The 23896-nt window shown below is 70.5% G+C and carries 22 protein-coding genes; 9 read left to right on the top strand and 13 right to left on the bottom strand.

The window, feature by feature from the left end; translation table 11 throughout:
• Positions 1 to 64 precede the first annotated feature (64 nt).
• Positions 65 to 889, bottom strand: a complete 825-nt coding sequence (locus tag ABD481_RS01070; RefSeq protein WP_344663542.1) for a FadR/GntR family transcriptional regulator — start codon at positions 887 to 889, stop codon at positions 65 to 67.
• A gap of 263 nt (positions 890 to 1152) precedes the next feature.
• On the opposite strand from ABD481_RS01070, the gene ABD481_RS01075 reads away from it, so the two are divergent.
• Both ABD481_RS01075 and ABD481_RS01080 read left to right on the top strand, forming a co-directional pair.
• Entirely contained in the window at positions 1153 to 2793 is a 1641-nt protein-coding gene (locus ABD481_RS01075) for a carboxylesterase/lipase family protein (RefSeq protein ID WP_344663543.1), read from the top strand.
• 298 nt (positions 2794 to 3091) lie between these two features.
• Positions 3092 to 4243 (top strand): GNAT family N-acetyltransferase, encoded by a 1152-nt coding sequence (locus tag ABD481_RS01080; protein ID WP_344663544.1) that lies wholly within the window; start codon positions 3092 to 3094, stop codon positions 4241 to 4243.
• A 35-nt stretch (positions 4244 to 4278) separates the two neighbouring features.
• On the opposite strand, the gene ABD481_RS01085 is transcribed toward ABD481_RS01080, so the two are convergent.
• Genes ABD481_RS01085 through ABD481_RS01095 form a run of 3 tightly spaced genes read right to left on the bottom strand, consistent with a single transcriptional unit; the run spans position 4279 to position 7519 of the window.
• Positions 4279 to 5103: a heme ABC transporter ATP-binding protein gene (locus ABD481_RS01085; RefSeq protein WP_344663545.1), complete on the bottom strand. Its 825-nt coding sequence runs from the start codon at positions 5101 to 5103 to the stop codon at positions 4279 to 4281.
• A complete protein-coding gene (locus ABD481_RS01090; RefSeq protein ID WP_425559091.1) occupies positions 5100 to 6422 on the bottom strand; it encodes a FecCD family ABC transporter permease in 1323 nt (440 codons plus the stop codon). The genes ABD481_RS01085 and ABD481_RS01090 overlap by 4 nt, the downstream gene beginning before the upstream one ends.
• Before the next feature lie 44 nt (positions 6423 to 6466).
• Positions 6467 to 7519, bottom strand: a complete 1053-nt coding sequence (locus ABD481_RS01095; protein WP_344663546.1) for a heme/hemin ABC transporter substrate-binding protein — start codon at positions 7517 to 7519, stop codon at positions 6467 to 6469.
• A 197-nt stretch (positions 7520 to 7716) separates the two neighbouring features.
• Between ABD481_RS01095 and ABD481_RS01100 the strand changes: the two genes are divergently transcribed.
• On the top strand, positions 7717 to 8622 hold the full coding sequence (locus ABD481_RS01100) for an HtaA domain-containing protein (RefSeq protein ID WP_344663547.1): 906 nt from the start codon (positions 7717 to 7719) through the stop codon (positions 8620 to 8622).
• A 13-nt stretch (positions 8623 to 8635) separates the two neighbouring features.
• Here the strand turns inward: ABD481_RS01100 and ABD481_RS01105 are convergent, their stop codons facing one another.
• Complete coding sequence (locus tag ABD481_RS01105; protein ID WP_344663548.1) at positions 8636 to 9322, bottom strand: biliverdin-producing heme oxygenase; 687 nt, start codon at positions 9320 to 9322, stop codon at positions 8636 to 8638.
• A 512-nt stretch (positions 9323 to 9834) separates the two neighbouring features.
• Here ABD481_RS01105 and ABD481_RS01110 point away from each other — a divergent pair.
• The 4 genes from ABD481_RS01110 (at position 9835) to ABD481_RS01125 (ending at position 13824) form a co-directional block, all read left to right on the top strand.
• Positions 9835 to 10686 carry a hypothetical protein gene (locus tag ABD481_RS01110; RefSeq protein ID WP_344663549.1) on the top strand — a complete coding sequence of 284 codons (852 nt, stop codon included), beginning with the start codon at positions 9835 to 9837 and terminating at the stop codon, positions 10684 to 10686.
• Positions 10687 to 10692: 6 nt separating this feature from the next.
• Entirely contained in the window at positions 10693 to 11436 is a 744-nt protein-coding gene (locus tag ABD481_RS01115) for a class F sortase (RefSeq protein ID WP_344663550.1), read from the top strand.
• A gap of 13 nt (positions 11437 to 11449) precedes the next feature.
• Positions 11450 to 12022: a hypothetical protein gene (locus tag ABD481_RS01120; protein ID WP_344663551.1), complete on the top strand. Its 573-nt coding sequence runs from the start codon at positions 11450 to 11452 to the stop codon at positions 12020 to 12022.
• Between the two features lie 83 nt (positions 12023 to 12105).
• Complete coding sequence (locus ABD481_RS01125) at positions 12106 to 13824, top strand: copper resistance protein CopC (RefSeq protein ID WP_344663552.1); 1719 nt, start codon at positions 12106 to 12108, stop codon at positions 13822 to 13824.
• Here the strand turns inward: ABD481_RS01125 and ABD481_RS01130 are convergent.
• Positions 13811 to 14281, bottom strand: a complete 471-nt coding sequence (locus ABD481_RS01130) for a DUF5994 family protein (RefSeq protein ID WP_344663553.1) — start codon at positions 14279 to 14281, stop codon at positions 13811 to 13813. The two genes, ABD481_RS01125 and ABD481_RS01130, sit on opposite strands and share 14 nt — an antisense overlap.
• Before the next feature lie 253 nt (positions 14282 to 14534).
• On the opposite strand from ABD481_RS01130, the gene ABD481_RS01135 reads away from it, so the two are divergent.
• Positions 14535 to 14867 carry an RNA polymerase-binding protein RbpA gene (locus ABD481_RS01135; RefSeq protein WP_344663554.1) on the top strand — a complete coding sequence of 111 codons (333 nt, stop codon included), beginning with the start codon at positions 14535 to 14537 and terminating at the stop codon, positions 14865 to 14867.
• A gap of 229 nt (positions 14868 to 15096) precedes the next feature.
• On the opposite strand, the gene ABD481_RS01140 is transcribed toward ABD481_RS01135, so the two are convergent.
• The 7 genes from ABD481_RS01140 to ABD481_RS01170 all read right to left on the bottom strand — a co-directional run bounded on the left by ABD481_RS01140 (position 15097) and on the right by ABD481_RS01170 (position 22816).
• Positions 15097 to 15300 (bottom strand): cold-shock protein, encoded by a 204-nt coding sequence (locus tag ABD481_RS01140; RefSeq protein WP_344663555.1) that lies wholly within the window; start codon positions 15298 to 15300, stop codon positions 15097 to 15099.
• Between the two features lie 211 nt (positions 15301 to 15511).
• Positions 15512 to 16546 carry a DUF389 domain-containing protein gene (locus ABD481_RS01145; RefSeq protein WP_344663556.1) on the bottom strand — a complete coding sequence of 345 codons (1035 nt, stop codon included), beginning with the start codon at positions 16544 to 16546 and terminating at the stop codon, positions 15512 to 15514.
• Between the two features lie 120 nt (positions 16547 to 16666).
• On the bottom strand, positions 16667 to 17974 hold the full coding sequence (locus ABD481_RS01150) for a sensor histidine kinase (protein ID WP_344663557.1): 1308 nt from the start codon (positions 17972 to 17974) through the stop codon (positions 16667 to 16669).
• Between the two features lie 144 nt (positions 17975 to 18118).
• Positions 18119 to 18928 carry a response regulator gene (locus ABD481_RS01155; protein ID WP_344663623.1) on the bottom strand — a complete coding sequence of 270 codons (810 nt, stop codon included), beginning with the start codon at positions 18926 to 18928 and terminating at the stop codon, positions 18119 to 18121.
• Positions 18929 to 19164: 236 nt separating this feature from the next.
• Positions 19165 to 19698, bottom strand: a complete 534-nt coding sequence (locus tag ABD481_RS01160) for a ricin-type beta-trefoil lectin domain protein (RefSeq protein WP_344663558.1) — start codon at positions 19696 to 19698, stop codon at positions 19165 to 19167.
• Positions 19699 to 19802: 104 nt separating this feature from the next.
• The gene (locus ABD481_RS01165) at positions 19803 to 22184 is read right to left on the bottom strand and encodes a cell wall-binding repeat-containing protein (protein WP_344663559.1); all 2382 of its coding nucleotides are present in this window, start codon (positions 22182 to 22184) and stop codon (positions 19803 to 19805) included.
• Positions 22185 to 22630: 446 nt separating this feature from the next.
• Positions 22631 to 22816 carry a hypothetical protein gene (locus tag ABD481_RS01170; RefSeq protein WP_344663560.1) on the bottom strand — a complete coding sequence of 62 codons (186 nt, stop codon included), beginning with the start codon at positions 22814 to 22816 and terminating at the stop codon, positions 22631 to 22633.
• 476 nt (positions 22817 to 23292) lie between these two features.
• On the opposite strand from ABD481_RS01170, the gene ABD481_RS01175 reads away from it, so the two are divergent.
• Positions 23293 to 23820, top strand: coding sequence for a helix-turn-helix domain-containing protein (locus tag ABD481_RS01175; protein WP_344663561.1), 528 nt, complete (start codon positions 23293 to 23295; stop codon positions 23818 to 23820).
• Positions 23821 to 23896 lie beyond the last annotated feature (76 nt).

The following is a 23896-nucleotide window of genomic DNA, read 5'->3' on the forward strand; positions in this document are numbered from 1 at the left end:
GGCTGATTACGCGAGGGTCGTGCCCAACCGACCGCCACACATCACGCGGCGATCGTCGAACCCACTAACGCGCCGGCCCCAGGGCGGCGGGCAGCGCGTTGCTGGTGTTGTGCTCCGCGATCAGCCGGAGCGCCAGCTCCCGGTCCCGGCCGTCGAGCGCGTCGACGATCGCCGCGTGCAGCGCGTGCCGCTCGGCGATGTAGGCCGGGAGCGGCTGCTCGCTCACCGGCAGGACGTCGAGCGTGTGCGACTCGATCTGGTCCAGAAGGCTGACATACAGCGAGCGCAACACCGGATGCGGACTGACCGCGGCGATCCGCGCGTGCAGCCGCCAGTTCGCGTGGATGAAGGCGGTCGGGTCGTCGCGCTCGACCGCGGCGGCCATGTCGGCGACGACCCCGCGCATCTCCGCGATGTCGGCGGGCGAGGCGTACCAGAGGGCGTCCTCGATCATCAGGGGGTCGAGCGCGTCGCGGATCCGCACCGCCTCGGCGACCGTCGTGCCGCCGGCATCCAGGGCCAGGACCGAGTTGCCGAGCCGCACCATCGCGGACTGGACGGCGACGAACAGCCCGCCGCCGGGCCCGGGCCGCACCGACAGGATCCCGCGCGACTGGGCGATGCGGATGGCCTCGTTGAACGTGCCGACCGAGACGCCGCAGCGCGCCCGCAACTCCTCCTTCGAACCCAGCCGGTCGCCCGGTTCCGCGCTCTCGGCGATGGCCGCCAGCTGCTCGGCGACGCTCTCGGCGCGCGACAGCCGCGGCGCCGGACGGTCCGCGGCGGCGGCCGGGGCGAGCCGCCGGCGCCCGGACGCGGCAGAGGCGTTCTTGGCGGATGCGCCGGTCTCGCTCGAAGGCGCGCCCTCGACGCCGTGGCTGGCAACCATGTCTGCCCCTCGTTCGGTCCCGTGCAGGGAGGATATGGCCGATCCGACGTGCGGCACCAGACCGCGGCGGCCAGGTCTCCATAATAAACATGGTGAATTACGCCGGGGTGACGATCCCCCGGACCCGGGACGGACATGCGCGTTCCACCCAATGGCATCGCAGGACACGAGCCTCGTGATCTAGATCACCATGAAGATAATGATGAATTAGTTCACGCACAGGAAATCCGAGTCGGCGCCACGTCATCGAACTGGAGTACCGCATGGAGTCCTTCCTCCGCAGAACCGCCGCGGCGTCAGCCGCACTCTTGGGGGCCGCCGTGCTGCTGGTCGGCCCCGGCCGGCAGATCGCAGCCGCGCAGCCGGCCGCCGCCACCACGGCCGCCGCATTCACCAAGGCCGCCGCGGCCACCGCGGACCCCTCGCTCGTCACCACCGACAAGGGAGTGGTCCAGGGCACGGTCGCGGCCGGCAACCGCACGTTCCTCGGCATCCCCTACGCGGCTCCGCCCACCGGCGCCCTGAGGTGGAAGGCTCCGGCTCCGGCGGCGCCGTGGACCGGAGTCCGCGCCGCGACGGCGCCGGGCAACAAGTGCGCCCAGGTCGAGGAACTGGCCGGCGGCGCCGTCGAGGGGTCGGAGGACTGCCTCAACCTCAACGTCTACACCCCCGACCCGCAGCCGCTCGGCAAGCTGCCCGTGATCGTCTTCATCCCTGGCGGCGGCTACGTCTTCGGCTCCGACAACGACGTCGACCCCAGGGCTCTGGCCCGGACCGAGAACGTGATCGTGGTGACGGTCAACTACCGGCTCGGCGCGCTCGGCTACCTCCACACGCCGGCGCTGGCGGCGGAGGACTCCGCGGCAGCCGGGAACTTCGGCTTGCTCGACCAGCAGGCGGCCCTGAAGTGGGTTCGCGGGAACATCGCGGGCTTCGGCGGCGACCCGGCGCGGACCACCCTGTCCGGGGAATCCGCGGGCGGCGCGGCGGTCTGGGCCCAAGTGGTCTCGCCGACGGCCGCCGGCCTCTTCCAGCGGGCCATCGTGGAGAGCGGCGCGGGCGTGGGCTTCACGAACCAGGCCGCCGCTGACGCCCAAGGCGCGCTGCTCGCCACGAACCTGGGATGCCCCGCCGACGCAACGCAGCTCGCCTGCCTGCGTGCCACCGACGTGACGGCGATCCTCGGCAAAGAGCTCGCCGGCGCGCCCCCGATCCTGCTGCCCTCGAACATGGCCTGGGCCCCGACGGTCGGCGGCAGCGCGCTGCCCCAGACTCCGGCCGCGGCCTTCGCGAACGGCGCGTACAACCGGGTCCCGATCCTCCAGGGCAGCAACCACGACGAGTGGCGCCTGTTCACGACCCTGTCCGGACTCCAGCTGACCGACGCCTCCTACAAAGGCCTGGTCGGCCGCCTGTTCGGCGCCCGCGCTCCCGAAGTGCTGGCCCAGTATCCGGACTCCGCTTACGCCACTCCGACTCAGGCCTACGACGCGATCGCGACGGACGAGGGCTTCGTCTGCCCGGCCCGCACAGCCGACCGCGCCATAGCGGGCACCGTCCCGGTATACGCCTACGAGTTCAACGACACGAGCGCGCCGACACCGCCGTTCCTGCCGCCGGGGCTCGCCCTCGGCGCCTTCCACACAGCGGAGTTGCAGTACGTCTTCCCGAGGCCGGGCTTCCCGGGGATGAGCGCGGCGCAGATCGCTCTCTCGAAGGAGATGATGGCGTACTGGGCCGACTTCGCAGCCCACGGGACCCCGATCACGGCGGGCCAGCCGATCTGGACCCCCTACGTCCCCGTCGTCGACCAATTCCTGTCCCTGTCCCCGACGGCCACCGCACCGATCAGCACCTTCGCGGCCGACCACCACTGCTCGTTCTGGGCGACCTTCGGCAGCTGAGCCGAAGCGAGAGCTGTGTCCGCCCCGGTTCGCCGGGGCGGACACAGCTCTCGTCAGTTACTCAGGCAGTTTAAGAGCTTTGCGACGCCGACCCCGCAAGCCGCCAGTGGGATCCAAGCCTCCGAAATCGAACAAAAATATCATCTAGTTGATGGTTGACCAACTGCCGCCGCCCCGGTCCAGACTCGAACGCGACCATATGCTGAGCGTGGCTTAGTATCTGACGCGCAACGGCGCTCGTTACGGGACGCCACACGGTATGGGGAGACAAACCCACAGCTGAACCACGGGGCAGGTGATGTCGGCAGTGAATTGGCGGGAGACCGGTTGGACCGCGGAGGTCGCCTGGGGAGCCGACGCGCTCGACGCCCTGGGAACCGAGTGGGACCAACTTTTCAGGCGTTGCTCGGCAGCGACACCGTTCCAGTCGAGAACCTGGCTCTCGTCCTGGTGCCGCTGGTACGCGCCGGCCGACGGCCGGCTGTGCGTGGTCGGCGTCCGGCACCAGGGTGTCCTGGTCGCCGCGGCGGCTTTTGTGCTCACCCGGCAACGGCTGTGGCGGGTGCTCCGACCCGTGGGCATCGAGCAATCGGACTTTTGCGACGTTCTGGTCGACGACTCGGGCGAGGGCATACCGGACGCACCAGCCATCATCGACCAGCTGGTCACCGCGATCCGCGGCGAGCTGCGCTTCGATCTGCTGGATTTCGCCGACGTCCGACCCGGCAGCGTCCTGGCCCAGGTCCGCGACAGCTGGCCGGGCGGAACGATGGAAATCCCCGGCGTGGTGTGCTTGTCGCTACCCGGTGTGCCGCTGGAGGCGCACGTCGAGACGATCGAGACGGCCAAGACCCGGCAGCAGCTGCGCCGGCGTCTGCGCGAACTCGACAAGGTCGGGTTGGAAGCTCGCCTGATACCGGCGGCCGACGCCGAGGACGCGGTGGCCAGATTCCTCGACCTGCACCGCCAGCAATGGGCCGACCGCTCGGTCAACTCGGAGCACATGACGGAGCGCTTCAGCCATCACCTCACGACGGTGCTGCGGAACTCGACCGAGCCGGGTGAGACCGTCGGCTTCCAGGCCGTTCTCGCGGAGTTCTCGCTGAAGAACAAGGAGACGCTGGAGGTGGAGCACGTCGCCTCCGACGTGCTCATCATCGGCAAATCGATGGTCGGCGGGTACCTGTACGGCTACCTCCCCAGCCTGCGATCCCGCGTGGACGTCTCCGTCGCCCTCACCCGCGCCGCGATGGCGCTGACCGCCGAACGAGCCATTCCCGAGCTGTCGCTGCTCCGCGGCACCGAACCGCACAAATACCGGCTGTCCCCGAGCCCGGTGCAAAGCGTTCGGATCGTCCTGGCTGATGGGCTCTGGGGAGCCGTCGGGCTGTGGGCGATCCGGGGGTGGCGGTTCGGTTCGGAGGCGGCGAAGCGTCTGCTCCGGCGGTAGGGTGCCGCCGACCCGGGTCCTCCGGGTGCGGCGCCTCACACTTTTCGTTCTCGCACCGGCACCACCATCGGCGTGCCGTGCGTCGGATGGGAGAAGACGTCGACCGGGCAGCCGTAGACGGCGCTGAGTGTCGAGGCTTCCAGGACTTCCTCGGGACGCCCCTGGGCGAGGATGCGGCCTTGGTGCAGCAGCGCGATGACGTCGGCATAGGCGGCGGCCAGGCTGAGGTCGTGGAGCACCATGACCACGGCGTCGCCGGCGCTGGCGCGGGTGCGGGCGGTGCGGAGGACGAGTTCCTGGTGGCGGAGGTCGAGGGCGGCGGTCGGTTCGTCGAGGAGGAGGAGCTGGGTTTGCTGGGCCAGGACGCGGGCCAGGGCGATGCGGGCTCGTTCGCCGCCGGAGAGGGCCGGGTAGGGGCGGTCGGCCAGGTGGTGGGTGTCGGTGGCGGTCAGCGCTTCGGTGACGGCGCGTTCGTCCTCGTCGAGGGTGGCGTGGCGGGCCCACGGCGCGCGGCCCATGCGGACCACTTCCACTGCGGAGAAGGGGAAACTCACCGGGGAGGACTGCGGCAGCATCGCGCGCTGGAGGGCCAGGTCCTGGGCGCGGTAGTCGTGCAGGGGACGGCCGTGGAGGAGCACGCGGCCGCTGTTCGGTGACAGGTCGCCGCTGAGGGCCGCCAGAAGTGTCGACTTGCCCGCGCCGTTGGGGCCGAGCAGGGCCAGGAGGGAGCCAGCGCGGACCGGGAGGTCGACGCAGTCCAGGACGGTGCGGCCACCGCGGGCCAAGTGCACGGCCTGGGCCTCGGCGATCAGGGCGCCGGGCGGGCGGCGGATTGGCGGTTCCGGACGGCGGCCCATCATGCCCAGCCTCCGCGGGCGAGACGCGAGCGGCGCAGAAGCCAGAAGAACACCGGGCTGCCCAGCAGCGCCGTCAGCACTCCCAGCGGCAGCTCCGCGGGGGCCGCGACGGTCCGGGCCGCGAGGTCGGCGCCCACCAGGACCACCCCGCCCCCCAGGGCGCTGCCCGGGACCAGGAAGCGATGGCCCGGACCGGCGGCCATGCGGAGCAGATGCGGCACCGCCAGCCCGACGAAACCGATGATCCCACTGACCGCGACCGCGGCGGCGGTCAACACCGCGACCAGGGTGATCAGCGCCAGCCGCAGCCGCTCGACGTCCACACCCAGATGCCGGGCCGGCCCCTCACCAAGAGCGAGCAGATCCAACCGACCGGCGAAGCGCGGAGCCACGACCAGCCCGACCACCGCGAACGGCAGCACCGCGACAACCTGCGGCCACGTCGCCTGACTCAACGAGCCAAGCTGCCAGAACGCCACCTCGTTCACCGCCACCGGATCAGCGAGGAACAGCAGTATCCCGATCAGCGCGCCACCGAGCGCGTTGACCGCGATGCCGGTGAGGACGAGCGTCAGCACTTCTGTCCGCCCACCGGATCGAGACATCAGATAGACGGCAAACACAGTGACCAATCCCCCGACGAAAGCCGCGACGCTCGCAGTCCACTGCCCGAACACCCGAACCCCCGACACAATGACCGCCACCGCACCAACCGCCCCACCCGACGAGACCCCGATAACCCCCGGATCAGCCAACGGATTACCGAACACACCCTGCATCAACGCCCCGGCACAGCCAAGACAAGCCCCGACAAGTACAGCCAACACCACGCGCGGCATTCGCACATTCCACAGAACCGACTCAGCCATCGGATTCATCGGCCGACCGCCGAGATGGGCCCGGTGCGCGATGGAGGAGAGCATGTCGGCGGGCGCGAGGTGGAAGGCGCCCAGGCCGCAGGCGAGGAGGGTGAGGAGGGTTAGGGAGGCGGCCAGGGCGGTGGTCAGGATGCTGATTCGGGTGCGGGGGTGGGGGCGGGGGCGGGGCGCGATCGCTGCGGCCGAAGTCGGGGTCGGAGTCGCGGCCGAAGTCCCAGCCGAAGCCGGGATCGGGATCCGGGCCGAGCTCCGGACTGGGGTTGGGGTCGAAGTCAAGACCGGAGTCGAAGTCGAAGTCAGAGGCGAAGTCGGGGCCGGTGCTGGTGTCGGTGCTGCCGTCGGAGTCGGTGTCGGAGTTGCCATTGAAGTCGGGGCCAGGCTCGGAGGCGAAGTCGGTGCGGGTGCGGGTGTCGGTGCGGGTGCGGGTGTCGAGGTCGAGGTCAGTGTGGGTGTGGAGGTGGGTGTGGGTGTCGAGGTGCGGTTGATAGTCACTTCGCCGCCTTCTCGGCAAAGAGCTGCGCGACGATCGACTGGAGTACCGCCGGCGTGCGAGGGCCGTAGCTCAGCAGTTCGCCGTCCTCGATCGAGATGATGCGTCGATGGTGGCCGGCCGGGGTTTGGGCGATGCCGGGGAGCTTGAGTAGTCCGTCGACGTCGCCGACCGAGGCAAGGCCTTGGCTCATCAGCAGGATCGCGTCCGGTGCTGCTTGGGCGAGTGCCTCGCTGGTGATCGGGGTGAATGGGGCGGTGAAGCCGGCGGCTGTTCCCGCGTCGAGGCCGCCGGCCGCGGTGATGAGCGATTCGGCGCCGGAGCCCTTGCCGCCGATCAGGTATACCGCGGACTTGCCTCGCAGGTAGAGGAAGGCTACTCGCGGTTTGGCGCCGTCGGTGTGAGCTCCGGGCTGGATCGCGGCGAACTCTGTGTCAGTTCTCTGGGTCAGTGCTGCTCCGGATTGCGGTACGCCCAGCGCGTCGGCGACCGCGGCTATGCGGGGGTCGATGTCGGACAGCTGGCGTGGATCCGCGAAGGTGATCACGGGGACGCCCGCGGCGCGGATCTGGGTGATCGCGGTCGCGTTCGAGGTGCCGGTCGAGCTGTCGGCCAGGACCACGTCGGGGCGCTGGGCCAGGACGCTCTCGGCGCTGATGGCGTGGTTGGTGCTCAGCAGCGGCAGCCCGGCCGCCTGCGGGAAGGTCGTGGACACGTCGCGAGCCACGACCCGGCTGCCCAGCCCCAGGCTGAACACGAGCTCGGACAGGCTGCCGCTGAGCGGGACGATCCGGCGGGCGGCGTTGACCGTGACGCGCTGCCCGTCGGCCGAGGTCACGGTGACCGGCAGGCGGGGTTCGGCGGTATGGCTCAGCGGGATCACGGCGCCCTGGGCTGTGGGCGAAGCAGAAGCTGTGGGCGAAGAAGCGGCCGGACCGGTGGCCGGGGCAGCGGCCGCGGCGCTCGTGGCGCCGGTCGTACTGCCGCAGCCGGCGAGCGGGGCGGCCAGCAGTACTACGGCGATCAGCGCCGGCGATACCAGTCGGGGCATGGCGGTCCTTCACGAGTCGGGGATGGTTCGAACACTGCTTGCGGAGGTCGGATCCGGCGCCCGCTTCGGCCTCCGGTCCGGCAGCCACATCGGCACCTGAATCGGCGCCCGGATCGGGCATCCGGTCCGGGTGCCGAAGGCGAGCGTTATTTAGGATAGCCTTACCTAAATTTATTGCCGATGCTCTGGAGGCCCCCATGCTCGTCCGCCGCTCGCGTACCCGACTCGCGACGTCCCTCGCGGTCCTCGCCCTCGCCCTCGCCGCCCCCGCCGTGAGCGCTGGAAGCGCCGCCGCGTCCACCGTCCCGTTCGGGTCCGGAGCGCTGGACTGGGGCATCAAGGCGAGCTTCCGCGACTACCTCGCCAGCCCCGGCACCGGCGGGGTGATCGCCCCCGCCGACGGCGCCACCACGAACGCCGACGGCACCTTCCACTTCCCGCTCGGCACCGCGGACTACGACACCACCACCCACGCCGTCACCTCCTCGTTCGCGGGCAGCCTGCACATCACCGGGCACGGCGGCCAGCTCGACATCGGGCTCGCCGCGCTGAAGCTCAGCACCAGCGGCACGACCGGCACGCTCAGCGCCGACACCACCAGCAAGCAGCAGGACGGCACGACCACCGCGGTCAAGGCCGTCCCGCTGCTGACGTTCGCGGTGGCGCAGGACTCCTTCGGCGGCGGCCCGGTCACGACCACGCTGACCGCCGAGGGCGCCAAGGCGTTCGGCGGCTTCTACCCGGCGGGATCGGCGATGGACCCGCTCAAGGTCGTCCTGAGCCAGGGATCGGGCGCGCCGTCGGCCTCGCAGGGGGCTTCGACGCCGACCGCCCCGAGCAGCGGCTCGGCCGCCGGCACGTCCGCCGGCACAGCCGCCGCCACCAGCGCCGCCACAAGCGCCGCCGCGACCAGCGCCGCCACCACAGGCGCAGCCACCACCCCCGCCACCGCACCGAACTCCAAGGCCGAAGCCTCCGTCGCCACCGAGGACTCCGGCTCCTCGTCCCTCCCAGTCGTGCTCGGCGTCGGCGCCGTGATCGTGGTCCTGGCCGGCGGCGGCGCGTTCGTCCTGCGACGCCGCCGCACGGACCAGGGCAGCTGATCACCGCGCCGGGTCAGGCCGCCGGCGGATAGCGTCGACCGAGGTCCTGGAACAGCGCGGAGTTGAGCCGGAATGCACGCTTGCACTCCTGCGCTATCCGGCGCTGTTCCACCTCGTCGACCCCGATCGCGTCGAGCTTGGCCCGGTAGGAGCGCTTGTAGGCGGCGACGTTGCCTATCTCGTCGAAGACGTAGAAGCGGACCCCGTCGCCCTTGCGCTGAAAGCCCCAGGACTTCTCGGCGGCATCCCGGATCACCTGCCCGCCCGACAGGTCGCCGAGGTAGCGCGTGTAGTGGTGCGCGACGTATCCGGTCGGCCAGTCGCGGGCCACGTCGCGCAGCCGCGCCACATACTCGTCGGTCGCGGCGAGCGGCACCAGCGATTCGCGCCACGCGTCGCCGTGCAGATGCCGCAGGTCCCGCTCCAACGCGGCGGTCCGGAACAACGCCGGGTCGACGAAGGCCCCGACGACCGGGTGGCCGTCCAGCTCCTGCGCGACGCGCTCCAGCTCCCGGTACACGAACCACAGCTGGCCGGCCAGGCCCGAGTACGCCTCGACGCCGAGCCGCCCGCCGAGCAGATCGCCCACGAACGGCGAGCTCTCGGCCCTCTCGTGCTCGTCCGCGCTCGCGCTACGTAGCAGGGCGGCGAAGCCGCCGGTCGCCGTCTCGGTCGCCGTCTCGGTCACCGTGTCGGTCATGGCAGGTCCCTCCCGTCAGGGGCCGCACCGGCCCAGATCAGATTTAGGTAAGGCTAGCCTAAGTATGATCACGAGCGTAGAGGTGGTCCGTACACCACCGAAAGACCGACTCTTAGTTGCAAATAGTATGCAACTGCGAGCTACTCGCAATAAGCTGGAGTCGGCGTGGGCCGCGCGGGCAACTGATAACCGCAGCTCCTCAAGGCAGCGGTTCGCGCCCCTTAAGGCCACCGCCGTCGAGCGCGACTTCGAGTCCTTCGAGTCCTTCGACGCCCGGGAGCACCCTCGGGAGCACGCCCGCCCCAGCAACTCCCACATCCAGTCGCCGCGCGACCAATCCGTCGTGGCATCACCTCCGAATAGCTGGAGAAGGCTGATTTCCCTGCCCCTCGCGGGCCACCTGGTCATGACGACCGAGCCAATTCCTCCTTTGCTGGTGACAGGCGCCCGCCCGCGGATCAGAGACGTCATCAACGAGCCAACAAGCTGAGAACCAGCTGGAGGAGAGCACGATGACGCATCGCACCACGACGAGAATCCTGGCGCTGGCCGCACCGGCGGCGCTCCTGGCCCTGCCGCTGGCCTTCACCGCCTCGGCGGCCAGCGCGCAGAGCAGCGACACCACCACCTACATGGCGACGCTGAACCCCCTGAACCACGCCACCGGCTCCGGCATGCTGATGCTTCAGCTGACCGGGGACCAGGCCGTGGTCACCGAGAACGTGCACGGCCTGGCCGCGACGTTCATGAACGCCCCGTACCCGCACGTCCAGCACATCCACATCAACGGCATGGGCATGTGCCCGGCCGCCTCGGCGGACGCCAACGGCGACGGTGTCGTCAGCACCACCGAGGGCGGTCCGGCCTACGGCGGGATCGGCACCACGCTCAGCGTCAGCGGCGACACCAGCCCGGCGGCCGGGACCGATGTCAAGATCGCGCCGTCCGGCGGGAGCTTCGACTACTCCCGCACCATCACTCTGGACGCGGCCACCGTGTCCTCCATCAAGGCCGGCAAGGCCGTCATCGTCGTGCACGGCCTGGACCCGTCCACGCTGAGCGCGCAGGCGCAGGCCGCACCGAGCGACCTGGTGCCGTCGCTGCCGCTGGCGGCGACGTCGCCGGCGCTGTGCGGGACGCTTCAGGTCTCGCAGATGACCGCGGTGCCCGGCGGCGGTGTGAACACCGGTGGCGGCGGGACCGCTGGCGTGCAGGAGCCGTGGCTGTTCGCAGCCGGCGCGAGTCTGGCGGCGGCGGCCGGCGGCATGCTGTTCCTGCGCCGACGGACCGGCGCCCAGCCGGCCCTTCAGGTCCAGAACACTGAGAAGGTCCAGCCGAAGGCCCAGAAGAGGGTCCAGAAGTAGGCAGCCATGTTCTCGCTGACAGGGTTGTCAGGCAGCGGTCGTCGGCGTCTGCTGACGTCGGCGGCCGCCGCCCTCCTGCTCATCGCGGCGGCTCTGCTGATCCTGGGCTTCAGTGCTCAGCGACACGCTCCCCAGCCGCCGGCCTCGGCGGGCCTCCCCGTCTCCGCCGGACCGGCGGCGGGCAGCATGCCGAGCACCGCGCCGAGCGTCCCCGAACTGCCGGCCACCACATCAGCGGCCGCCACACCCTCGACCACCGCACCCGCGACCACCGCACCCCCGGCAGCGCCGGCGGCCGCCCCCACCGCCATCAGCATCCCGGCCATCGGCGTGCACCACTCGCTGATCCAGCTGGGCCTGAACTCCGACGGGACCCTGCAAGTACCGCCGCTGACCGACCCCGCGACCCCGGGCTGGTACCGCTACTCCCCGGTCCCCGGCCAGGTCGGACCCGCCGTCATCGTCGGCCACATCGACGGCACGACCGGGGCCGAAGGCGTCTTCTTCAAGCTCGGCGCCCTGCGGCCCGGCGACACGGTCGACGTCACGCGCGGCGACGGCACGGTGGCCCGGTTCCGGATCGACGGCGTCACCAAGTACCCCAAGGCTTCCTTCCCGACCGCGACCGTCTACGGCAACACCGCCAACCCCCAGCTCCGCCTGATCACCTGCGCGGGACCGTTCGAGAACCAGCACTACCTGGACGACATCGTCGTCTACGCCACTTTGACCGGCATCCGTCCGGCCTAGCGAGGAGGACATGATGAGCGCCCTGAAGCTGGTCGCGGCGATCGGCGTCTCGGCGGTCCTGGCCGGCTGCGCGTCGGCGAAGGCTGCGGCTCCGGCGGCTCCGGCGGCTCCGGCGGCTCCGACATCAACCACGACCACGACCACAACCGCCGAGCCGCCCTCGGCGTCGGCATCGATGGTGTGCGGCCCGGAGATCGCCAAGGACGTGGCCGCCATCCTGGCGGCGTCCCCCGCCCCGACCACGACCTCCACCTGGACCGACCACCTCTTCACCTGCACCTACCACCTTCCTTCCGGAACGCTGGTGCTGTCGGTGAAGGAGTCGCCGGACACCCCGTCCGCGAACACCTATTTCACGACCCTGCGACAGCAGCTCGGCACCACCAGCCAGCTCACAGGCACCCTCGGCCTGGGCAACCCGGGCTATCAGACCGCCGACGGAACAGTGGTCATTCTCAAGGACGCCAAGACGCTGCGCGTCGACGCCACCGCTCTGCCCGCCGCCTCCGGACCGAACAAACTGACGCGCGCCGACGTGGCCTACGAAGTCGCGACCGACGTCATCGGCTGCTGGAACGGCGACTGACCGCGAAGCCGACTGCGACCTGACTGCGACCCGACCGCGACCGGACCGCGACCGACCGCCCGCGAAGCCGAAAGGAGACCGCGATGTTCCGCAGACTGCTGATATTACCGATCCTGATCATCAGCCTGCTGCTTCTCGCCGCTCCGGGCGCCTTCGCCCACGCCACCGTCGTGACCACCTCCCCCACCGACGGCCAACTCCTCGCCTCGACCCCGCACCAGGTCTCCGTGACGTTCGACGAGCCGGTGGAGCTCCAGTTCGGCGCGTTGCGGGTCTTCGCGCCGAACGGGACCAGAGTCGACACCGGCAGCCCCGACCATCCGGCCGGCCATGCCGATCAAGTCGCCGTCGGCCTGGAGGCGGCCTCGGCACCGGGCACCTACACCGTGGCTTGGCGGGTCGTCTCGGCCGATTCCCATCCGGTCCAGGGCGCCTTCACCTTCAGCGTCGGAGCGGCCTCGGCCACAGCTTTGCATCCCGCGGCGCTGAACCCGGCCGGCAGCACGGCGGTCGGCGTCGCCTACGGCGTGGCCCGCACCGTCGCCTACGCCGCGTTCGCGGTACTGGTCGGCGCTTCGGCCTTCGTTCTGGCCTGGTGGCCGGCCGGTGCCCGGACCAGGCCGGTGCGGCTGCTGCTGGGATCGGCCTGGGGTGGGCTGTTCGTGGCGACCGTCGGGGTGCTGGCGTTGCAGGGTCCTTATGGTGGCGGCTTCGGAATCGGCCGGGTGTGGGACACCGGCGTGGTGCGTGCGACCCTGTCGACCCGGCTCGGGGAGGCCCTGAGCGTGCGGCTGGCGCTGCTCGTCCTGGCCGCCGGCCTGCTGGCCTGGCTGGTCGCTCGCGTCGCCGATGCTTCCCGGCGAGCCCGGCTCCTCGCGGCCGCCGCCGGTACCGTCCTGGCCGTCGGCACGGCGGCGACGTGGGCCGTCGCCGGGCATGCGGGGACCGGCATGCAGGTCGCGCTCGCGGTGCCGGTGGACGTCGCGCACCTCGTCGCGATGGCGGTCTGGTTCGGCGGTCTGGCACTGCTGGCCGGGATCGTGCTGAGCCGTCGTGGCCCCGCAGACCCGGACGAGAAGGCCCGGCTGGTCCGCCGGTTCTCACCTGTCGCGCTGTCCTGCGTGATCGTTCTCGTGGGCACCGGCACCTACCAGAGTTGGCGGCAGGTGGGCACCCCGTCGGCGCTGACCGGCACCGCCTACGGCCGGCTGCTGCTGGTCAAGCTGGCCGGCGTTCTCCTGCTGATCGGTCTGGGCGCGCTGGCCCGGGGCTGGATCGCGCGCCACCGCGGCAGCCAGACCACCACCGCCACCGCTACCGCGACAACCACAACCACAACCACCGCCATCAGATCCTTGCGACGCTCGGTGGCCTGCGAGGTGGCCGTCGGAGTCTGCGTCCTCGCGCTCACCTCCGCGCTGGTCAACGCCGCACCCGCCCGCACCGCCGTCGCCGCCGGGGCCGGTCCGGTCAGCGCATCAGTGGCCTTCGACACCGGCGGACCCGCCGGCACCGGCACCGTCCAGGTGACCGTCGACCCGGCCAGGACCGGAACCGACACCGTCCACCTCTACACGCTGGGCGCGAACGGCGCTCGAGAGCAAGTCCTCGAAATCGAGGCGTCCTTCGGACTCGCCGCCCAGAACATAGGGCCCCTGCCCGTACGGCTGCGCGCCTCCGGCCTCGGTCACCTCACCGGCACCGTCGCCGTGCCCGTCGCGGGCTCCTGGCAGCTCGCCGTCACGGTCCGCACCGACGACATCGACGAAACGGTCGTGCGGATACCGATCACCATCCGGTGATGCCCTCGATCTCCGGGCCGAGCAGTTCGTCGGCCGGGGTGTGGTTGCCGGTCGTCGCGGCGCACTCCATCGCCGAGGCCGCGGTGCGCAGGTCCGTCTCCGGCGGCACGACCAGAAGCAGCCGCTGCTCGTGGATCCCGAGGCTGATGCTGATGGTTCCGGCACTGGCGGCCAGCCAGCCGATCCGGATGATGTCCCGGTTCACGGTGATCGAGCGCGGCGCGTCCGCCCACACCGCGGTCTCCAGCGCGACCCTGCGGATCCGGCCCAGATGGACGCCGAGCGCCGTGATCAGGCCGGGCAGTTCGGCCGCCGCCTCATAGGACCGCGGCCACCACGCCCCGTCGAACAGACCCGTCCCCGCCATCGTCGGTTCAAGGGCCAGGCGAGGCAGACTGCCGTAAGCGAAGTACTGCCATCCCGGTTCCGGAGTCGTGGGGAAGAAACGCTTCGACATGCGGGATGATCCGCCCGTCTGATCCGATGAGAGATCGGTCGTGAACCCAGGGCGACACCAATGCGGATACCGATGTGCGACATGTCCTCGGTCGGGGTCATCCTACGCCCGGGAACAACTTTGCCCAACGGTCCTATAACCGGTCGGACAGTTTTCTGATCAGGGCCGTCGCGAGGGCGTACTGTTCGTCACAGCGGGACGGTTCGCTCAGCTGAGCTCGAAGCCGACCGCGGCAAAGGAGGCTCCAAAAACTATGGCGCGCAGCGGACTACGTGGGAGCAGGATAGGCGCCGGCCCCAGAGGCGAGAACGAAAGAGGCCCGTCGGTCGCGCGGAGCGCGGTGACTTTCTGGTGCGCGATCGGCCATTCCACCAGTCCGGTCTTCGCCGCCTCCGCGGACATTCCCACGACCTGGGACTGCCGCGACTGCCACCGCCCCGCCGGCCTGGACCGGGACAACCCGCCGGCGCCGACGCCGACGATCCCGTTCCGCACGCACCTGGCCTACGTCCGCGAACGGCGCAGCGACGCCGACGCCGAGGCCATCCTCGCCGAGGCCCTCACCAAGCTGCGCGCGGCCGCCTGACCCGGTCTTCGCCCCCGCACTCGCCCCCGCGTTCGCGATCGCATCCCGCCGTCGCACTCGGGGTCGCACTCGGGGTTGCACCCCCCCGTCGCATCCCCGGCCGCACCCCCGGTCGCCCCCGCGGAACAGAAAAGTCCGGCCCGGCACCTTGTCCAGGTGCCGGGCCGGACTCACGTCGAGCGGAGCCCGGAAATCCGGGCTCGCCGCGCTGCGATCAGGCTTCGCGCGATCAGGCCGAAACGATGTTCGCGGCCTGCGGGCCCTTCTGGCCCTGCGTGATCTCGAAGCTCACCCGCTGGCCTTCCCGCAGTTCGCGGTAGCCGTCGGAAGCGATGTTGGAGAAGTGCGCGAAAACGTCGGGGCCGCCGCCATCCTGCTCGATGAACCCGAAACCCTTTTCCGCATTGAACCACTTCACGGTACCGGTCGTCATGATCTTCCTCCTCGGTGTGGGGAACGAAAGGACTTCCGCACTGCGCGGAGCCCTGGCCGCCGAAATGACCCCAACCGGAGAACTCCGGAAACAAAAGACGCCTGAAGCCGCAAAGCATCAGGCGCACACTTAGTTCATGGGTACCACTACTGCAACAAGATCACTGTAGCACAGTCGGAAAATAGATACGAATCGGGGCGGCGGGCGAGCCTTACGAGGCGGGATTCGGCACGGTGGCCGTGTGGGCCGCCTTGCACTGGCCGCCATGAGCCGGACACAGCAGACTGTCGCCGCCCAGCACGTGCAGGAGGAGCGGGGCGTCGCCGGCTCCGGCGCCGTCCAGCGCCGCCCGCAGGCCCTCCGGGTCCGGCGCCGGGGGCAGGCCGACGACGGTGATCTCGACCTTGCCGTCCCGGGCGCTCACCGCCTCGACCTCCCAGCCGTGGCCGTCGGCCCAGCGGCGCGCGACCGGGCCGGCGTCGGCGGCCAGCTGCCGGTCGTGGGTGACCGACAAGGTGCCGACCGTCAGCGGTACCGCGACCAGGACCAGCAGCGCGCCGACCAGGGCCAGGCCGCGGCCGCGGAGCCGCCCGACATGCCGGCCCGCGGCGGCGGCCGCGGCGCGGACCCGGTACGCCAGGAACACGGCGATGCCGGTGGCGATGATCGCCGCGACGTTCGTGCCGAACAGCAGGGCCGACTGGCCGGCGTCGTGGTAGCGATGGACGTCCAGCAGCAGCCCGGTCACCGCCAGCGGCGGCACCAGGGAGATCGCGATGGCCACGCCGGGCAGGGCGTCGGAGACGTCGGTGCGGGCCAGGGCGAAGGCGCCGGCGGTCCCCGTCGCCAGCGCCGCGACCAGGTCGATCAGATGCGGACTGATCCGCGCGGCGACCTGGCTGTTGCCCGCGAAGTCGTCGGGCGGCGCGGCGACCCACCCCACCAGGTAGCCGACGGCGACGACGGCGGCCGAGCCGCAGAGCACGAGCAGCACCGAGCGGACCAGGTGGGTCCGGTCGACGAGGACGAAGGCCAGGGCACTGCCGAGGATCGGCGTCATCAGCGGCGCCACGATCATGGCTCCGATGACCGTGGCGGTGGAGTCCCCGACGACCCCGGCCGAGGCGATCAGCGCGGCCAGGACGAGCAGCGTCCAGAACTTGGTGAAGCTCGGCGAGCGCACTCCGGGCTCGATGAACAAGGCCGACGTCATGCGCTCGACGTCGACGCTCGTGATCTCAGGCACGAGCGTCCTCGAACACAGATACCCCCCGGGGAATCGAGCGCCTCATGATCCAAGCCAAGCACGGCCGTCGTGCGTGGAGGGGCAGGCTCGCCTGGCGACTGTGCCGCGCTCCGCGCCGCGTCAGCCGACCGGGACGGGGACCGGCAAGCGCATCTCGAAGCAGCAGCCGCCCTCGACGTTGCCGACCGTCACGTCGCCGGAGTGCGCCTCGGCGATGCCGCGGACGATGGCCAATCCCAGGCCCGCGCCCGTGCCCGCGCCGATCGGGCCGGCGGCCTCCGGGGTGCGGGCCGGGGTACCGCGCCAGGCGACGTCGAAGACGCGGTCGAGGTCCTCCTCGGGGATGCCGCCGCAGGCGTCTGTGACCGAGATCCGCACCTGTGGTTCGGTCACCGCGATTGGCACTGGCACCGGCGCGGATGTGGTGGTTGCGCCGGCTGTGGTGGTTGCGCTGGCCATGCCAGCCTTGCTGGTCGCACCCGCCGCATCGGGCTCGCGGGTCGACCGCGGCGACGGCGGCGAGGCGGCCACCACCTCGCTCGCCTCGATCCGGACCATCCCGTCCGCCGGGGTGTGCCGAATAGCGTTGACCACCAGGTTCGACAAGGCCCGGGACAGTTCGCGGATGTCGCCGTGCACCGTCGCGTTCGTGGTCACGACACCGGTCAGGTCGATGCCGCGGGCCTTGGCCAGCGGCTGCCCCTCGGCCAGGGCTCCGTCGACGAGGTCGGCGAGCGCCACGCGCTCCAGGGTGAGCCTCAGGGCTCCGGCGTGGATCCGGGACAGTTCGAAGAGGTCGTCGACCATGCCGGCGAGCCGGTCGGTGGCCTCGCGCATCTGGGTGTAGTAGCGCGCGGGGTCGGGCGCGACGCCGTCTTCGAGGGCCTCGGCCATGGCGCGCAGTCCGGCCAGCGGGGTGCGCAGGTCGTGCGAGACCCAGGCGACGAGTTCCCGCCGGGACCGCTCCAGCGCCCGTTCGCGGTCCCGGGACTCGGCGAGTTTGGCGCCGGTGGCGGCCAGTTCGCGGCTGAGCGCCGCGAGTTCGCCGGTGGCCAGCGCGGGTGCGGCGTCCGCCGGGCCGTGGCGGCCGGTCAGCGGTTCGCCGTCGCCGAGGGCTTGAAGGGCCGAGCTCAGGGCCTTGCTGTCGTCGGCGAGGCTGCGGCTGAGGAGGAAGGCCAGGACGAGGGTGACGAGCGCGCCGGACAACGAGACGACGAGTACGACGCCGGCGTCGTGGGACGAGATGAACATCGCGCGGGAGGCGATCAGAGCACCGGCGACGACGGCCAGGACCGCGGTCGCGGCGCTGGCGAACAGTGAGGCGCGCAGGGAGCGGCCACGCAACATCCGCAGCGCGGTCCAGCCGATCGCGGCCGCTCCGACGGCCGAGCCCGCGCCCATCAGGATGATGAGGAACTGGTCACGCATCGCGGGTCACCGGTCCGATCGGGTCTGCGGCCGCTGCGCAGGAGGCATTCACCGGCGAATGGTCCTGGTCACGCATCGGAGGTCTCCAGTCCGATCGGGTCTGCGGCCGCTGCGCAGGAGGCATTCACTGGCAAATGGCCCTGGTCACGCATCGGAGGTCTCCAGTCCGGTCAGGTGGGCGGCATTGGCCTGCGAGTGGACCTGCCCTTCGTAGTCCTCCGGCACGTCGAGCCGGTAGCCCACACCCCAGACCGTCATGATCAGGACCGGCGCGGCCGGGTCGGCCTCGATCTTCTCCCGGAGCCGCCGCACATGGACCGTGACCGTCGACTGGTCGCCGTACTCCCAGCCCCACACCCGGTGCATGAGCTCGGTCCGGGTGAACGCCTGGCCGGGATGGTCGAGCAGGAAGGCCAGCAGGTCGAATTCGCGGCCGGTCAGGGCGACCGGTTCGCCGTGCAGCCGGACCTGGTGGCCGACCATGTCGACCTCCAGGCCGCCGGCCCGGCGCAGGTCCGGACCGGCTCCGGGGGCCGGCGCGGGCGGCCGGGCCCGGCGCAGCACCCCGGCCGCGCGCAGCACCAATTCGCGCGGGCTGAACGGCTTGGTCACGTAGTCGTCCGCGCCGACCTGCAACCCGAGGATCCGATCGCTCTCCTCCCCCAGCGCGGTCAGCATGATGACCGGGACCGGGCCCAGCGCCTGGATGCGGCGGTGCACCTCGTAGCCGTCGAAGCCGGGCAGCATCAGGTCCAGCAGCACCAGATCGGGCAGGCGCTGCTGCGCGGCGGCGACAGCGCCCGGCCCGTCGGCGGCGCGGCGGACGGTGTAGCCCTCGCGGGTGAGGTAGGCGGCGACGACTTCGGCGACGGTGGCGTCGTCGTCGACGACCAGGACGTCGGCGGCGGAGTCGGGAGCGCCGTCGCGGACGAAGGACGGCGGGTCCTTCGGGATGGGATTCCTCACTGCACCAGGTAACCGCCTGACCGGGCCCGGCACACGCCATCGACTCCTTACGGACTGATGAAGGCTCGGCGCGGCACAGCCCAGCGCAGTGCAGCACAGCACAGCCCAGCGCAGCACAGTGCAGCACAGCCCAGCACAGCGCAGCCCAGCACAGTGCCGACGAGCCCTCCTCCTCAGGCGCCGAGCCTGGCTTCCCGGCGATCGAGTTCGGAGCAGTCGTCGCCTCAGGAACGCGGCGCCCAGGCCCACCCCTGGTTCGAGCCGTGGTTGAGCGTCCAGACCTCCACCGGCGTCCCCGCCTGCACCGGCGAGGAGGCGTTCGCGTCCAGGTACAGGAAGGTTCCGTTGGAGACAGCCCCGTTGTACCAATTGACGGCGTTGCCGAGCGCGCCGCCCCACTGCTGGTTGCTGCCGCCGTTGCAGTACCAGATCTGGACCGCCGCGCCGACCGCCAACGTCCCGGTGGGATCGGACGCGTCCAGGCACAGATCGCTGTTGGAATGCGGGCTGATGGTCAGGTCGTCGTGAAGGTCCCAGGCCTCGTAGCTGTCGCCCGAGCTGCACGGCCAGAGCTTCACGGGATCCCCCGCGTACAACCCGTGCGAACCGTCGGCGTCGAGGCAGAGATTCTGCCCGGTGCCGCTGTAGATCATCACGTTGTACTCCAGCGGATAGCCCGCGTGCGCCTGGCTCGTCAGCGTCATGGTCGTCATGACCGCCGACGCCACAACGACGGCGGCCTTCCTCAACTGGTTCAATGTCCCAGCCTTCCTCATACGTGGGCACGTGGAAACAGCCCCCAGCATCACGCCGGGGGCTGGCAGAAAGCTGGCAGTCCGGCGGCCGACCGGACCGGGGGCTTTCAGGCCGTACCCGCGATGCGGACATCGCCCTTGATCACGTCCTGCTTCGAAATGTCGATGCCCAGCGCGGGAATGTTCAGCTCGGCCCCCGCGGCGAACGTGCCGTACAGAGACCAGTCCCGAGTCGCCGCCCACGCCTCGAAGGACAGGCCGGTGTCCACGTTGATGACCGGACCGGCGATCCCGTACAGCGCGAGGGTCAGTTTGCTGCTGAGCGTCGACCTGACCAGGGCGTTGCCGGTCACCGTCGGCGGCTGGTAGGACCCGCTCTGCGTATAAGAGCCGATGGGTGTGATGGGCTGGCGCACCTCGTAGCCCAGGCCGGCGACCGCCTGCAGGTGCATCCCGGCCTCGGAGCTGAGCACGCCGTCGGCCTGCGCGTCTCCTTGGACGGTGAACAGCAGCCGCGGCACGATGACCACCGGGACGGGGCCGATCTCGATGACGATCGGCGTCAAGGAGCGTTCCGGCGCCAACGGTGTCGGGTTGAGGTAGCAGTCGCCGGCGGCGGTGGCCGTCGCCTTCACGTCGGAGTCGACCGTGGCGGTGGCCGTCGCGGTGGCGCCGAGGCTGTTCGCCGACCAGTGGGCGTGGAAGGCGGGGGCCAAGGAGGCCGTCAGCGTTCCCTGAAGCGTTGCCTGCATGTTGGCGGTACAGGTCATGTTCTTCGTCCACGACGAGGCGGCGGCGGAGCCCGCCGGCGCTGCGGACGCTGGCCGCACCGCGGACGTCGGGTTCTGGGTCGGCAGCACGGTGTCGAGGTCCAGGTTGCCCTGAGGGATCGCCGCTTGCAGCGGGGCCGGGCGAGTGGTCAGCGACTGGCCCTGGTTCGTGGTGGCGACGCCGGCGGCCAGAGCCTTCGCCTGACCGGCGGCGGCGACCTTGGTGACGACGACGAGGAGGCCGTTCGGGGTCGCGGGGCCGATGCCGGTGGCGATGATGTCGCCGGACTTCAGGACCGGCGCGCCAGCGGCGGTCACGACGGTGGTGGTGCCGTCGGCGTTCACGATGGCCGATGCGACCTGGGCCGGGGCCAGGGGTTTGGTGGCGGCGGAGATCTGTGTGTAGTAGTCGACGGTCCCGGTGGCCGGCGTACTGGCACTGATGGTCGGGTCGGCGCCGGCGACGGTCGGGACGTACATGGTTCCGTTGCTGCCGGTGACCGGATCCGCGGCGATGTGGTACGCGCCGACGTCCAGGCCGGTGAGGTCCGTGGTCGTGGTGACGGTACGGCGGTATCCGCCGGGGCCGGTCACGGTGACGGCCGCCGGCAGACCGCTGGGCAGGTCGGTGACGGTGATGTGCAGCTTGGCAGGTCCGGTACCGGGGGCCGGGTTCGGATCCGGGTCCGGGCTTTGCGAATGGCCGGTGGCCAGTGCTTCCAGTTGCGTCTTCAGGCCTGGGCTGACGGCTGCCGGTCCGCCCGCGATGTCGCCGCCGCTGATCTGCGGGCCGAAGATACGCAGGTAGTTCAGGGTCGCGGCGCCGGCGGCGGTGGCCGAGTCGGTCAGCAGCAGCGGTTCGTGCCGGGCTCCGGCCAGCGGGCCGACGGCGAGGGCGTCCACACCACCGCCGGTGTTGTCCCCACGCGCAATAGCGACGCGGCCAGGGGTGAACCCGAGCGTGCTGGTGGCCCAGTTGGCGATAGCGGCCGCGGTCGCACCACGATCCGGCCCGGCCAGCCGGTGCACCGTGATCCCCATCGAAGTCAGGGTCCTGTCCACCGCCGGGTCGATCGCGGCCGGTCCGCCCAGGACCAGCACCTGCTTGATCCCCAACCGGGTCAGCGCCTGCGAGGTCGGTCCGGACAGAGCCCGCGGGTCGGTGAGCAGGATCGGCAACGCCGCCCCCGCCGCCAACGGCGAGCCGGCCAACGCATCAGGAAAGTTCACGCCCGACGCCACAATCGCCGTCCGCAGCCCACCCACCACACCGACCGCCGACCCCGGCGGCACCTCGGCCACCGCCGCCGCGGTCTCAAACCGACCCGACCCAGCGATCCGGGTCACCTGCAACCGCCCACCCCCGCCCGCCGGCAGACCCCCGATAGCAGCAGCGACATTCGCATCAACCGCCATCGGCCCACCGACGATGTAGACGTGCCGCGCATGCAAGGCCGCCAACGCGCTGCTGGTGGCGCCCGGCAACGAGTGGGGATCGGTCAGCAGAATCGGACCGTGCAGATAGCCGGACAGATACCCGGCGGCAAGAGCGTCGGCGTAGGAGGAGCCGCTGGCCACGATGACACTGTCCGCACCACCAGGGTAGGCACCCTCCGCCAACGCCGCCGCCGTGCCATAGCGATCATGCCCCTCCCACCGGGAGAACGACACCGGCGCACCCGCATTCGCCGCCGCCAGCGGACCAGCCGACGCCGCCACGACCCCGACGGCACACCCCCACCCGGCAAGCCGGTACGGCAACGGCCTGGACGCCCGCGACCGAGCGGATAAAGCCTCTGATTCCCGCATCAAACTACCCCCTTGAGCACGGCCTGGACGATGGATCACAGCACCGGAGCCATCACTACAGCGGCCGAACCCGCCCGGTAAAGACGATCACCTTGAGTAAAAACCCTGAGTATGCGATTGCGCGTGAAGCATCCGGCATCGCGTATCTCGCATCTCGCATCTCGCATCTCGCCGCATCTTGACCGACACCGAGCCGGAACAACCATGCTGGGCCGCCCGGAAGTCCGGGCGTCCCAGCACGGCGACGGCTGTTCAGATTTGCTGTGCCGATGGTGCATCACATCGAGCACGAGAGGGTCGGCACGCGACCGATCCGGCGCTGCTCCGGACTGGCACGCAGAGCAGCGCCGTAGACCTCAGCGATCTTCGTACGGAGCAGCCTGCGGCCCAGCTATGAACCGCAGCACTTCGATGATCACGGTCGCCGCGTCCCGGAGCGGGGCGAAATCCACGGCGGCCGCGTCCTGGTGGGCACCAGCCCTCTGGGACATCCCGGCATGGTCCACCCAGTTGTCGGAGGCCACCAAGGCCGTGGCCCGCATAGGTGCGACGACAGCGGCCTGTGCGGTCCCCGACAGGGTCAGCCCGATAACCACCGCGGCGGGAGCAACCAACAGACGGAGCTTGTTCGACTTCGACACTTTTGTCTCTCGCTCATGTCCCAGGGCCTGGCCATGTCCAGGCGAGTGTATGAGCAGTCATGCTATCGGAAGAGTCCGAAAACTTGGTGGTAAATCTCTGATTCGGTGTCCGTATAAGCGGACCCTCATTATCTGGATCACAGCAAGAACCACGGAAATTCCGAGAAGTTCCCCGATCTGGCCTACACTGGCTCTGCCCGCCCGGTCTCCTGGTCGGGCAATGCCCTAGGTTTCCTGGTCGCAGCGGCGGGAATGGGTTCGCAAGGCGTGCGCTGACGCATGCCCGCTCCCTGCCGGACGCGCCACCGAAGCCGCGTAGCTACTAGATCGTCGCCGACCGTCAAACGGGCGTCTGCGGCAGAAGCCCTGGAGTCGTCATGGCGCCGCTTACGGACGCGGCAGTGCAAGAAGAAGTCGCCGTCCTCACGGTTCAGTTGACCGCGGCGCGCGTACAACGTGGCGACCTGCCACAACACAGACTCGCCTCCCTGCTCGGCGTCTCCACGAACTCCGTGATCGACTGGGAATCCGGACGGGAGTCCCTGACAGTCCGCCATCTCATCGTTTGGGCCCGCGCCCTGATGTTGAGGCTCGTGATCGTGGACACCCTCGGCGCACGAGTCCACCTTCCGCTGGTTCGAGATCGCGGCGAGGACTGGGACACCTACGAGCTCAGGAGACTGATAACCACTCTACGGGATATCCGCAAGGCAGGAGACAGGCTGACGCAGATCGAGGTCGCCCGCCGGGCCGGCGTCGGCCAGACTTCGCTCCGGCACTGGGAGACCCTGACCACGGCTCCGCGCACCTTCAGCCTCATCCGTTGGGCGATGGCCTTGGACTGCGGGATCCGTCTGGCACCGTTACGCCCTCCGTACCGGACCGGGCTGGCGATGGAAGGCTGAAGCCCGCCATTTGCCGATATACAGCCAATAGGCCCTAGAGCCTGAAACCTGTCCGGTGTAGACATGAAGGCAGGGG

The sequence above is a fragment of the Catenulispora yoronensis genome (assembly GCF_039531695.1).
Taxonomy (GTDB): Bacteria; Actinomycetota; Actinomycetes; order Streptomycetales; family Catenulisporaceae; genus Catenulispora; species Catenulispora yoronensis.